12 protein-coding genes are annotated in these 13,198 nt (G+C 41.7%); 3 read left to right on the forward strand and 9 right to left on the reverse strand.

Translation table 11 applies throughout. The annotated features are described in order from the left end of the window. Nucleotides 1–83: 83 nt before the first annotated feature. The 8 genes from F9K23_01640 to F9K23_01675 form a co-directional block, all read right to left on the reverse strand. On the reverse strand, nucleotides 84–1,280 hold the full coding sequence (locus tag F9K23_01640; protein ID KAB2918869.1) for a glucose-1-phosphate thymidylyltransferase: 1,197 nt from the start codon (nucleotides 1,278–1,280) through the stop codon (nucleotides 84–86). A 72-nt stretch (nucleotides 1,281–1,352) separates the two neighbouring features. Further along, entirely contained in the window at nucleotides 1,353–1,601 is a 249-nt protein-coding gene (locus tag F9K23_01645; protein KAB2918870.1) for a type B 50S ribosomal protein L31, read from the reverse strand. A gap of 176 nt (nucleotides 1,602–1,777) precedes the next feature. After that, the gene (locus F9K23_01650) at nucleotides 1,778–2,491 is read right to left on the reverse strand and encodes a hypothetical protein (protein ID KAB2918871.1); all 714 of its coding nucleotides are present in this window, start codon (nucleotides 2,489–2,491) and stop codon (nucleotides 1,778–1,780) included. Between the two features lie 57 nt (nucleotides 2,492–2,548). Beyond that, nucleotides 2,549–2,953 carry a hypothetical protein gene (locus F9K23_01655; protein ID KAB2918872.1) on the reverse strand — a complete coding sequence of 135 codons (405 nt, stop codon included), beginning with the start codon at nucleotides 2,951–2,953 and terminating at the stop codon, nucleotides 2,549–2,551. A 2-nt stretch (nucleotides 2,954–2,955) separates the two neighbouring features. Next, on the reverse strand, nucleotides 2,956–4,455 hold the full coding sequence (locus F9K23_01660; protein ID KAB2918873.1) for a GH3 auxin-responsive promoter family protein: 1,500 nt from the start codon (nucleotides 4,453–4,455) through the stop codon (nucleotides 2,956–2,958). 180 nt (nucleotides 4,456–4,635) lie between these two features. Next, nucleotides 4,636–5,808, reverse strand: coding sequence for a beta-lactamase family protein (locus F9K23_01665; protein KAB2918874.1), 1,173 nt, complete (start codon nucleotides 5,806–5,808; stop codon nucleotides 4,636–4,638). After that, the gene (locus tag F9K23_01670; protein KAB2918875.1) at nucleotides 5,805–6,407 is read right to left on the reverse strand and encodes a hypothetical protein; all 603 of its coding nucleotides are present in this window, start codon (nucleotides 6,405–6,407) and stop codon (nucleotides 5,805–5,807) included. Before F9K23_01670 ends, F9K23_01665 begins: the two co-directional genes overlap by 4 nt. Before the next feature lie 49 nt (nucleotides 6,408–6,456). Then, nucleotides 6,457–6,939, reverse strand: coding sequence for a cytidine deaminase (locus F9K23_01675; protein ID KAB2918876.1), 483 nt, complete (start codon nucleotides 6,937–6,939; stop codon nucleotides 6,457–6,459). An 89-nt stretch (nucleotides 6,940–7,028) separates the two neighbouring features. On the opposite strand from F9K23_01675, the gene F9K23_01680 reads away from it, so the two are divergent. From F9K23_01680 to F9K23_01690, 3 genes are all read left to right on the forward strand, one after another. Next, on the forward strand, nucleotides 7,029–8,390 hold the full coding sequence (locus tag F9K23_01680) for a saccharopine dehydrogenase (GenBank protein KAB2918877.1): 1,362 nt from the start codon (nucleotides 7,029–7,031) through the stop codon (nucleotides 8,388–8,390). Between the two features lie 234 nt (nucleotides 8,391–8,624). Continuing rightward, on the forward strand, nucleotides 8,625–10,112 hold the full coding sequence (locus F9K23_01685) for a hypothetical protein (GenBank protein KAB2918878.1): 1,488 nt from the start codon (nucleotides 8,625–8,627) through the stop codon (nucleotides 10,110–10,112). A gap of 43 nt (nucleotides 10,113–10,155) precedes the next feature. After that, nucleotides 10,156–12,258, forward strand: coding sequence for a T9SS type A sorting domain-containing protein (locus F9K23_01690; GenBank protein KAB2918879.1), 2,103 nt, complete (start codon nucleotides 10,156–10,158; stop codon nucleotides 12,256–12,258). A 130-nt stretch (nucleotides 12,259–12,388) separates the two neighbouring features. Here F9K23_01690 and F9K23_01695 read toward each other — a convergent pair whose 3' ends face one another. Further along, nucleotides 12,389–13,195, reverse strand: a complete 807-nt coding sequence (locus tag F9K23_01695; protein ID KAB2918880.1) for a class I SAM-dependent methyltransferase — start codon at nucleotides 13,193–13,195, stop codon at nucleotides 12,389–12,391. Nucleotides 13,196–13,198 lie beyond the last annotated feature (3 nt).

Consider the following 13,198-nt stretch of genomic DNA (forward strand, 5'->3'; position numbering starts at 1 on the left):
GTTTTAAGTTTTCAGTTTAAAGTTAATATCCTGAGCATCATTTTTATGCGGTTAATACACCAACATAAACGCTACTCATGAAATTATTTAGCGTTCTCCCAAAACCTGTCTTCTTTGGTTTGGTTAAACACTTCAGTAAGCATTGCTTTTTCGTCATCGGTAAGGGTTTTGCCCCTGCGTTGGTACACCAGCTCGGCGGTTTCAAATACTTTAGCGGGTAGGTAGGTTTCAAACCCTTGTGCTCCGCCCCAAGCAAAATCAGGTATAAAATTGCGGGGGAAGCCTGCCCCGAAAATATTGGCACAAATTCCTACCACTGTGCCTGTATTAAACATGGTGTTAATACCGCACTTGCTATGGTCGCCCATAATAAGCCCACAAAACTGTAAGCCTGTTTTTTTAAAGCGTTTGCTTTCGTAATCCCACAGTTTCACCTCGGCGTAATTGTTTTTTAGGTTGCTATTGTTGGTGTCGGCTCCCAAATTACACCAGTAGCCCAATACACTATCGCCCAAAAAGCCGTCGTGGCCTTTGTTGCTGTATCCCATAATTACACTGCGGGTTACTTCGCCGCCAACCTTACTATGCGGACCAACGGTGGTTGGGCCGTAAATTTTAGTGTTTAGCTTAAGCTGTGAGTGGTCGCAAAGGGCAAACGGGCCGCGTATGCTGCTGCCTTCCATTACTTCTGCATCAGGGCCAATGTATATAGGGCCTGTGCTCGCATTAAGGTTGGCGCACTCTACGGTAGCACTTTCTTCAATAAATATATTTTCAGGGGCAATTACCCTGTTAGTATCGCTAATGGCTTTGCTTTTGCGTCCTTCAGTTAGCAGTTTAAAGTCAGAACGAAGAGCTTTGTCATTTAGCATAAACACATCGTGTGTGGCTTTAATTTCAAGCGCACCGTAAAATTCACGCTTATTGGCAGGAGCGAAGGTATTTGCGTCAAAGCCTTCTCCGTCGGTTTGGGTAAGCCTTGCAGCTATTAATGAGCCATTGCTGTAAAGTGCTTCACCTATACTAAGTGCTATAATTTCTTTTGCCAATTCGGTATCAGCAACTACACCGCCATTGATAAAGTAGTTATCAGCACTCAACTGCATGGGGAATAAGGTTGAAAGATACGGTTGGGTTTTATAGCTGATGGGGGCTTTGGTAAGGTGTTTCCACCTTTCAGCAGCAGTTAATATACCTACCCTTAGTTCACCCATAGGGCGCGTAAAAGTAAGCGGGAGCAGGTTAATGCGTTGTTTGGTATCGAAAAGGATAATATTCATCAGGCTACAATAATAAAAAAGCCCCCGATATATCAGGGGCTTCAATATTATGAAATAAGTTTAAAACGAAACTTATTTTTTAGCGTAACGTTTGCGGAATTTGTCGATACGTCCGGCTGTATCTATCAAGTTTGATTTACCAGTGAAGAAAGGGTGCGATTTGTATGAAATCTCCAATTTGTACAAAGGGTATTCGTTACCGTCTTCCCATACAATGGTATCGCGGGTTTCAACAGTAGAACGGGTCATAAAGGCATAGTCGCAAGACATATCTTTAAACACAACCTTGCGGTAATTTTTTGGATGTATATCAGCTTTCATCGTATTATACTTTCAGTTTTAAAAGGACGGCAAAGGTAATAATATTTTTAATGCAAAACAAAAAGTGTTTGGTTTTATGTTTTGAACTACAACAAATATACGAGCGTTTTTATAGGAATAAAGGATTATCATCCCCCCAGCTTTCTATAAAAGAAGCTTTCCCCATAACACTCACACTAAATTTCCAGAACCGCCAATTCATACATCCGCTTTGGCAATCGTCCCAGCCGTAGCCAAAGGTGTAAAACGTGTGTGTTGTGGTATGCTCCGTAAATACTTGCAACCCCTTGCCCACGGGAGGCGGAAAGGGGTGCGCAGAATATACCAGTCCCGTTTGATTTAGCTTTTTTGCCATTGCCACTGTGTTCAGCGGAAGGCAAGCCGAAAACGTAAAGGTATTTTATATCGCCTGTACCGGGCGGGTATGGTTCTGTAGAAGTTTTGTGGGTACTAAAATTGTACTTAGCCAATAAACTGTCTACCGATGAACATTGAGGGGTGATGGTATAATATCTTAATTTATCGGTACAAGGTGTTTTGGGTGCTTCTACCGTTAACATCCGCAATACATCATTACGGAAGTATTTATGGATTTTAGCCATGCTAAAAACGGTGTCAGATTCTTTATCGTTTAATTGGCTTATGGCTGTTAAATCGTCGGTGGTTTTGTCTAACAGTTTTGCAGGCAACAACACATTATTATAATCAGGGTGTGAAGTATCTGTTGTTACTGTTTCATACACCAATTGCATGGCCAATAAGCGCAGGGGGTGTGTTTGCTCCAAAATCTCGGTACAGCCAAGTGTTTTTGAGGAAATGGGCTCCACGTCCTTTTTTTGGCAAGCGAACAAGAGCGTTACTAGAAGTAGCAGGGGGTAAATTTTTGCCATAACTATCTCACTTAACGTATAGTTAGCAGGCAGGGTTTAAAGCAAAGGATAAAAATTTTATTGGACTTTATCCAGCTTCACCATCCATAGTTTTACTGATGCTCCGTTTCCCGAGGCGTGGTAAAAGCAAGAGTCTCCGCGGGTTTCCAATATTTTTGTTTTAACCTTTTTTGGAAGCATATACACCATGCTCTTGGGATAACAGTCTATAAAGTCAAGTGTATACTCGCAATCGCTGGTCCACTTTATTTTATAGGTAGTCCACTTGTTTGTACCGTGTATTATTTCTTTTTGGATGCTGTCGTTTCGCTCCAAAATGTAATACCCTTCGGGTACACTTTTGTCTCCGGTGCCAAAACTCCCTGTGTGAAAGTAAACACAGTTCTTTTCTGTTTGATTAGAATGTATGAATGTAAATGAAGCGATGGGCAACACGGCCAACAATAGCAGCAGGTATTTCATTGTTAGGATTGAGAAGACAGTTCAGTGAGTTTATCAGCTATTTTTCGGTCGTTGCTCAAGCGTGGTACTTTATTTTGCCCGCCTAGTTTACCCTCGGCCTTCATGTAATTAATAAAGGTGTTTTTGGGTACGCTGTTAAGTTTTAAAGGCAACAGGATATTGCCCACTATCAAATCGTAGTAATACACGTTTTTCTTTTGCAGGGCTTCATCTACTTTTTTTGCAAAGGCAGCTAAGTCTTTAGGCTCAGTACCAAACTCCACAAACCACTCGTGGTAGCTTTGTCCTTTAGTTTGCGAAACGTAGGGAGCTACCGTAAACTCAATCACATCTACACCTTCTTCGGCAGCCACGCTCATAAGCGCGTGTTCTACTTCTTCGCCAATTACGTGTTCGCCAAAGGCTGATATAAAGTGTTTTATACGACCTGTAACCACCAAACGGTAGGGAGCAGTGCTTACAAATTTTACCGTATCGCCAATGCTGTAGCCCCAAAGCCCCGCATTGGTGTTTAATATCACTGCATAGTTAACGCCCACTTGCACATCTTTAAGACTGATGCGGGTGGGGTTTTCGTCAAAATATTCAGCCGTTGGGATAAACTCAAAAAAGATACCCTCGTTTAGTACCAGCAACAAGCCTTCTTCTTTCTGACTGTCTTGAAATGCTATAAACCCTTCTGATGCGGGGTAAGTTTCAATCGTGTCAATTTGTTTGCCTATGCTGTCAATCAGCTTTTTGCGGTAGGGTTCAAAGTTTACACCACCATACACAAACACGCTGAAGTTGGGGAAAATGTCTTTAATCTTCTTGCCTGTTTTCTCGGTCAGTTTATCAAAATACATCTGTACCCAAGGTGGAATACCGCTAATAAGCGTCATGTCCTTATTCACAGTTTCGCCCACAATAGCATCCACTTTGGTTTCCCAATCGTCAATGCAGTTAGTGGTGTAGCTGGGTAGTTGGTTGCGTCGCAGGTACTGGGGTACGTGGTGGTTTACTATACCTGATAAGCGACCCGTAAAAATGCCGTTCTTTTTATCCAACTCAGGGCTGCCCGATAAGAAAATCAAACCGCCGTCAATAAAGGCTGCATTTCCGGTTTCGTTTATATACATCAACAATGCGTTTCGGGCGCAGTTAATGTGGTTGGGCATACTTTCTTTACTAATGGGTATGTATTTTACCCCCGATGTAGTGCCCGATGTTTTTGACAGGTATAAAGGTTTGCCTTTCCAAGTTACGTCTTCCTCGCCGGCTACTACACGCTCCAAGTAGGGGCGCAGAGCTTCGTAATCACGCACGGGTACTTGTTTTTTAAACTGCTCGTAAGTTGTAGTTGCCGTGATACCGTGGTCGCGGCCAAAGGCTGTTTGCGCCAATACGGCCATGTGGCTGCTAAATACCTTTTGTTGGGTTTCAACAGGTTGTGAGGCCCATTTTTTAATTTGCTTGCTAACAATGGCTGCCAGCGGTTTGGCAAGTATCGACTTAATTCCCATACGTGGTTGCGAAGTTAGGTGTTTACACTAAAACCCAATATTGAAAAGTTGAGATACGGTATAGGGTTTAAACCCTATACTGTTAAAATTACAAAGCGTGTAAGGACTTAAGTCCTTACACGCTTTGTAATCGCAAAAGGGTCGGATTTCAATCCGACATCTATTTTATAAGAGGATAATCTACTTCGTTATCTCTGTAATCACAGCATCTTCAAAATCTAAAAACGTTTGTTTCAATCCGCTTTTAGCATTGGTGCCGTAGTTTACAATAAATGTCATCGTAGTTTTCTGATTAGGGAAATAGAAGCAATCGGCACTGTATCCCAAGTCGCGCCCTGTGTGGCCGTAGGCAAACTTAGTATCGCCTTTGTAGCTGAAACGTTTCATGGCTCCCAATCCTAAAAATATGTAGGGGTCTTCCTCGTTAAACGTAAGCATCTCATCAAGCGTAGCTTGTTTCAATAATGTTTTGTCCCTAAACAAAGCGTCAGCAAAAATGGCAATATCGCGAACGGTTGCATACATACCCCCGTATCCGTTACCGCTGCCTGTGTTGTAGTTGCTCACATTCACAATGGTGCCGTTGTTATACAAATCAAAATATCCTTGTGCAGTATTGGCCGGCAACCCCACGTTTGAGTAGTAATACACGTGTTGCAGATTTAACGGGGTAAGGATTTTTTCTTTCACCAACTCATGGTGCGGGCGACCTGCTATTTTGCTCAGTACCATGCCCAGCAACATCGTATTGGTGTTTGAATAATCTGCCCGTTGGCCGCAGGCAAAGTTGGCATCTTGTCCGTAAGCAAACTCAATCAACTCATCAGAGTCCCACGTTTGGTCGGGGTTGTTCAAAACCTCCAAATAAAACTTACTGTTAGTGGTAAGATCATAAATTCCCGATGTATGATTCATCAACTGGCGGATGGTAGCGCAATTTGCGTTGGCTACTTTTTCAACTACCTCGGCGGGAAGGTAGGCCGCAGCAGGGTCGTCGTAATCAAATTTGCCTTCTTCGGCCATTAGGTGAGCCACGGTACCCACAAACATTTTGGTTACACTGGCCACCTTCGAAACTACGCAAGGGGCCATGTTAATGTTCTTATCAATATCAGCTTTTCCTGCCGAACCTATCCAAACACCGTTGTCATCGCGAATGTATAATACAGCTCCGGGTAGTCCTTTTTTCACATACGTATTTAAGATGTTTTGATAGATAGCCGCTTTGGGGTGGTTTTGACTGCTGTCAACAAAATCAATTTCACAGGTTTGGGTAGGAGGGACAGCCCCATCTTTACATGATGAAGTTAGCAAAGCTGCGATGCAGCATATATATAGTAGTAGGTACTTCATTTTGCAGAACGGTTTAGGGTGAAGTAAGTGCCAATGTGTACCGCGCTATTGGGCAGCAGGGGTACATAGCTTTTAACAAACGGGGTCATCATCCAAAACTGATGCTGGATAAAAGGAGTGAAAGCAATCTTTTTGCCCTTAAAGGGATAAGAAAGTAATACACTGTAGCCAAACATGGCGTGCGCTCTGCCTGCACGTTCAGCACGTTCATATTCTCCGTTGCTGTTTAGTTTATACACCTGCACATCCGTAAACGTGTGGATATAGCCTGCATCAAGATATGCAGCCGCTTGCAACCCGAATTTAAACGTATAGCGATAGCCCAGTTGTGTGTAAATGGGTACTCCGTGATGCACCAAACGCTGGTAAAAATAACCGGCTCTGAAATTTTGAACCAAGCTGAATTTTTTCTGCGTCCAAACCTTTTCAAAACCCACCTGGAACGAAGGTCGCAGCGGATTGAATTTGAATGAAGGCATTGAAATAGTATTATTGCCCACACTTACTAAAAAGGTGTTTTGTTTGGTTTGGCTCCAGCCTGTGAGGGCGGTTACAAACAACAGCAGTGCAAATATCCAAGGCTTTACTTTATTCAACATATCTCAAAAATACGTTAAGTAATTATATAATACATGCATATACAGGGGGTTATACTAAGTCGCTGGCAAAACTCCACGGCATAAATTGTTTCACCCCTTCGGCAACATACACTTCCCCACTTTCACCACTCAGCACAATCGTCAACTCGGTATTAAACCGCTTTTCATATTCAGCCATTACTTGCAGGCAAGCCCCGCAAGAGGTAGGAGGGTGATTAACCACTCCCTTTTCTGATGTTGCGGTAATGGCAATTACTTTTGGCGGTGTGTGGGGGTATTGTGCTCCTGCTGCAAAAATGGCTACTCTTTCAGCACAAAGACCAGACGGGTACGCAATGTTTTCCTGATTGGAGCCCATAACCAAAGTGCCGTCGGTAAGTTGCAACGCACAACTCACCCTGAATTTAGAGTAGGGTGCGTATGAGTTTTCAGTATTTTTTCGGGCTTTTATAAGTATTTCTTTCAGGTTTTCCGATAATTCGCCTTCTGATGCGAAAACACTCAATGTGGTTGCTGTACTTTTCTGATACATAAAAAAACGGTTATAAATGATTAATAGAGTGTTAAGCTATTGTAAAATTTAACATTAGAATTCAAATTCTTGTTTTAGTTTTGCCCTGTATGCGTAAAATCCTGCTCATAGGAGCTGGCAAATCATCTTCGTATCTTGTCAAGTATCTTTCAGACCATTCGCAGGCTGAAAACTGGCAGGTTGTTGTTGCCGATGCAAATAAAAAACAAGCGGAAGCAATCACGGCTAAATTAGCTAATTGCATCCCCATTGCCTTTAATGCCACTGACGAGAAAGAGCGAGAGCAATATATAAAAGATTCTGATATAGTTATATCTCTGCTGCCTGCTACACTGCACAGCCTGATTGCTGAAGACTGTATAAAGTACGGCAAACATCTTGTAACTGCATCGTACACAAGCCCTGAAATGAAAGGCTTATCGGATGCGGCCAAAAAAGCTGATTTAGTTTTCTTAACTGAGATGGGCCTTGACCCCGGTATTGATCACATGAGCGCCAAAAAGCTGATTGATGCAATAGCCGAAGATGGGGGAGAGGTTACCGTGTTTAAATCGTATTGCGGGGGCTTAATAGCACCTGAAAGCGACGATAATCCGTGGAACTATAAAGTAACCTGGAACCCAAGAAATGTGGTGTTGGCCGGACAAGGTACCTCTCGCTATTTGGATGATGGGCAGATAAAGTATGTGCCTTACAGCCGCGTGTTTTCACAAATCGAAAAAATAAAAGTACCCGGCGAAGGTGGTTATGATGCCTATGTAAACCGAGACTCGCTTAAATACATCGACCCTTACGGGATAAAAAATGCAAAAACTGTTTTGCGCGGAACACTTCGCCACAAAGGATTTTGCAAAAAATGGAATTGTTTGGTGGCATTAGGCATTACCGATGATTCTTTTGTGATTGAGGATGCTTCAGAGCTTACCTACAAACAATTTGCAAGCTCGTTTTTACCTGCTAAATCTGAACTTGATGCCTTTTTGTGGAAGAATTTTGAAATAGAAAAGGGCGATAAAGAGTACAAAGCAATTGATTGGCTTGGTTTGTTGAGTGATGAAAAGATAGGGATGACTTATGTAACGCCTGCTCAAATTTTGCAGAAGTTGCTTGAGAAAAAGCTTAAACTAAAACCCAAAGACAAGGATATGATTGTGATGTATCATGAGATACATTGCAAAAAAGGCAAGAAAGAAAGTATTATTCAATCGAGTCTTGAGGTGAAGGGAGAAAACAACCAATACACCGCAATGGCAAAAACGGTGGGTTTACCGCTGGCTATGGCTACCAAGCTGATACTGAATAATAAGGTAAAATCGCGCGGGGTTATTATACCCGTTCATAAAGAGATTTATATCCCTGTGCTAAAAGAGCTTGAACAATACGGAGTTAAGTTTGTAGAGAAAAGCGGTAATAAGAAAAAAGGTTTTTCAGCTAACTTTAAATTATTTTAGACCGAATATTCTACAAAACACGTATTAATGCCTGTATGGATTTCCATACAGGCATTGTTTTTAGTGCGTTTCTAGAAAAATTCCGTCAAAATAGATTTTAAATTCTGAACACATTTTTTTAGATACTTTTTAAAACCAGCCGTTCGCATATTAATACCGCAATTCATATAAATTAGGTAGGGCGTTGGATAGTTCCTTTTAATCTTTGTATCACCAAAAATTTTAAGGAATACGATGAAGAATTTTGTTACGTCGGTTTTTACAGTTTTGTTTATAAGTGCTTTTGTTACTACATCTAATGCCCAAATGGGTATAGGAACTACTAACCCACATAGCTCTTCTATATTAGAACTTTCATCAACTACCCACGGGTTTCTTTTACCCCGTATGACAAATTCAGAAATGAATTTGATATCAAGCCCCGCAGCGGGATTGATGATATACAACACCACCAATTCTTGTGTTTATGTTTATAATGGCTCATCATGGCAAAGCACTTGTGCAAACGCCAGCAATTTTTGGAGCCTTACAGGAAACTCTTCACTTACCGGTTCAAATTTTATAGGTTCAACCGATGCAACCGATTTGAATTTCCGCTCTAATAACGTGCAACGTATGGTATTAGCAAGCAGCGGTCATTTTGGTATTGGTGCTACTACCCCAACAAATGCCTTAACACTTGCTGCCTCATCAAACCCATTAAGGGTTTTGGGCATGAGCCACAACGCACTTGATACTTTATTAGTAATAGACCCTACAGGCGTGGTTTACAAACGCTCATTGGCAAGCGCATTAAGCACTACTTGGTCGATTAATGGTAATGCCGGAACCAGTGCATCTTCAAACTTTATCGGAACAACAGATTCAGTAGATTTTGTAATTCGTGTTAACAATAACAAAACGGGGCAGTTTGTAGCAGGCAAGCGCACATTTGTGGGCGGTAAAAACAGCGTAGCTACAGGGACAAACTCATTAGTATATGGTTTAACCGATAGCGTTTATAGCAGCTACACTCTTACAACAGGTGACAATAATAAAGTACAAAGCGGGGCTGATTTTGCAGCCGTTTTTGGTGGCAATAACATCTTAAAAGGTACTGCCAGTTACGGTGTTGTTAGCGGTGAACTTAACGTGGTTGAAGGCGTGCACAGCAGTGCACACGGTGAAAACTTATTTGTTAACTCATACAACATGGTTGCTTTAGGTTCATACAACGATACAGTAACCGGTAACCGCCTTTGGGTAGATAGTACCAACCACTTATTTGTAGTAGGTAACGGTCACAAATTTTGCGACCGCTCAAACGTAATTACAGCTACATGGGGTGGTAACGTAGGTATTGATAACAAAGACCCTCTTACTGCACTTGACGTGCACGGTGGTTTTTCACTACGTCCTCGTACGACACTTACAAACGGTACAGTTACCATTGTAAACTCAAATAACTTCCCATATGAAGTAGACAACCGTTCATACTTACGCATCGATTCTGACAACTCTCCATCGTTGCGTTCAATTGTACTTAGCCCCGGCTTACAGGTAGGTCAGATAATAATCATCGAATGTATTACTGCCGGTGGTTTTGACGGAATCAGGATAATTGACAACGTTGGTACACACAATACCAATACCGAAGGTACCCGCGATTTGTATGAAAATGATATCATTATGATGATATGGAATGGTTCAGCTTGGACTGAAATAGCATACAACGATAATTAATCACTATCCAAAGGGTATAAACTCCATAATAAGGAACCGGAATATGAAACTGTTTAACACGCCCAAAAGTATCGTAAGGACAGCACTTGCTGCTGTGATGGTATTGCCGGCCCTTGCAGGATACTCACAATACGATGTTGAGATAAAAGCATCAACCAACGTTTACATAACCGGAGGCACAATCGTAGCTTTTAAAGGCACCAACTGGGTCTCTGCTTCAAATGTACAAGGAAACGGCCCGGTGATATTTAACGCAACGGCCGCCCAAAACGTTAACATGCAAAATAGGTCGCTATCAGGTATTACTGTTAATAATAATAACAACGTTACCATGCTTGATAGCATGACTGTGGCCAATACAACATTGTTTTCTCAAGGCAACTTACTGTTGGGCAACTTCCGTATTACTCAAAGTGGTAAGGTGGAAGGGCAAGGAAGTACCGGACGCTTTAAGGCGAATGGAAACTCAATAATGGTGTTTGATGGTTCAGGCGGTAATGATACAATGTTTTTAGATCAAACTACCCCTAACGAAACCAACAGGCTTAAAGATTTAACCATAAATCGTTCAGGTGCTACAGTGGTTTGCGGTGATACAGCCCAAATTCGCGGTGTAGTATATCACTTGGCAGGCTCACTGGATGCTAATGATAAACGCTTAAAACTTAAGGCTCTTAGCCCTACTCAATACGGACAAGTTGCAGGGATAGGTACTGGAACGATTGAAGACACCATGTACATGGAAATGCAAGTGGGAGATGGGGTACAATCTTCATTAGAACAATGGAGACACTTTACTTCTCCGCTTAAAGATGCGACCCTGAGCAACGAGCTTAACGACGATATTACTTTATTTTACTCTCCTGCTTCTCACTGGAACGTATGGAATTTTGATCAAACACGTTTGGTAAATTCTTGGAGGCCCGTTACAGCCGATGAAACTATGCACAACAAGCACTACGCCATCTACTTGTGGCCGCTTAGCTATGGTTTTCAACCCAGTGCTGCAAGCTTTATGATTGATATTAACGGTACTTACCCGGGTACTGGCAACTTCACAACTATGTTAGGTCGTAATAATCCCAACGGATATACCGGACAGGGATATGATGATACTGTAGGTTGGCACATGATAGCTAATCCATATCCCAGCGGTATCAGCTGCCAAGAGCAAGCTGACCTTGAGGGTGGTAGTTCATACTATGTATGGGATATTAGCGGTACTTGGGATGATAGCGTAGGTTGCGGTGGTTGTAAAAAACGCGGAGTGTACTCAATGTACCGCGCTGAAAACGGACTTGTTGCAAATGGCGGTCGCAGTGTTATTCCCCCGTTCCATGTGTTTTATGTAAGAGCTGCAATCGATAGCGCTTCTTTTACTGTAAACAACAGCTGGCGTACCACAGACTCGATGTATAACAACATCGGACGCAAAACTAACGACTTTGATATGTTGCGTATTAAGGTGAAAAGCCCTGAAAAGGTAAGTGATGAAGCGTATTTATGGTTCGACCAATTTAGGGGTAATAATAAGTTTGACAGGTTGGATGCCCATAAACTGAAAAACGACCCTTATGCTCCTAATCTTTACACTTTGACCGAAGATGGGAAGAGTGCAGTATTTAATGTGTTAAAAGAAATCAAAGATGACTTTTACTCGGTAGAAATGCCTTTTGAATCTAAACTTGATGGAACTTTTGAAATGGATTTTGAGTTTACAAACCCATATCAAGTGGATGAAATTATTTTAGAGGATAGAAAAACAGGAACAAAAACTGATATACTTTTAAATAAAAAATATAATTTTGCACATACAAGTACAAACCAAGCTAACAGGTTTGTTTTGCACTTCAAAAAAACCAATTCAAACGGTGTATTTGAAGACTACTTAAGTAGTAAAAACCCAATTGAAATTAGCACTGATACCCGTAGCATATACGTTCGCTTTCCTGTAATAAAAGACGCAGGAGCTGAAATAAATGTATATGATATGTTGGGTCGTAAGGTGATGGAAACCCGCAAGGTAACTACCGATAGCGAGTTGTATATCATAAGTGGCGAAGGATTGAGCGCAGGATTTTACACAGTTAAAGTACAATCAGGCACAGAATTCAAATCAGCACCCGTTTTTATTGGAGGTAATTAAAAAGAAAAAATTCATAAGTAACCATAAGCAATTATTTATTTCTGAAAAACCTGCCGGGAGGCGGGTTTTTCGTTTTTATGGCCTTACCGAGTCAGCGGTAAGGAAATCCAAATGGTAATTGTTCAATGGTTTAAAACCGTACAGTAAAATGTTGTTTGGCTTGGCCTTTTCTAAAGAATACTAGGCCCATAAAGAATAAATCAACGGTAACCGTTACTTGCGGATGATTTTTAATTTCTTCCCACGCACGTTCCATTTCGTCACTCCAGCGTATATCATCAAACACAAACAAGGTGTTTTCATGCGCTAAGGGAAGGCATTGGTGAAAGTAATCGATAGTGGGTTGATAGCGGTGGTTTCCGTCAAAAAACACATAGTCTAATTGCGGGAACTGTTTTAAGTACAAAGGCAATGTGTCATCAAAATTACCGACACCTACCTGCACGTTGTTCTCTAAGCCACATTCAGCAAAGTTTTTGCGGGCAATCGTAGCGGTGCTTTCGCTTCCCTCAAGCGTTATAAAAGTGTAGTTTGTAGGGTGGTTGGTTGCAACTGCCGTAGCTTGGTAAATGGTGCTTACGCCTAACGAAGTGCCTAATTCAAGCAAGTATTTAGGCTTGTAGTGTGCACACAAGCGATGAAGCAGTTTAGCTAGTTTCGGAGGTTTGGCCGATGTACGAGCAATATCTTTTATAGCACGTTGATATAATTTTTTGCCGTCATTTCCGGCACCTGCACCGTAGTCGGTTACATCGATAAGCGTAGTATCCCTTAGTAATTGTTTACGAACTGTCTCGGCCTGTTTGTAGCCCTCGTAAGGGCGCTTATCAGGCAGAATTTTAGTAGCCAGTTCGTAAACAAAAGGGGAGTGGATGCCGTGTGGACCCACTGATGTAATGTAGTATTTAAGGTATTTTAAAGCGGTATTGAGCAAAATATC

The sequence above is a fragment of the Bacteroidota bacterium genome (assembly GCA_008933805.1).
In the GTDB taxonomy this organism is placed as follows: Bacteria; Bacteroidota; Bacteroidia; order UBA8524; family UBA8524; genus SB11.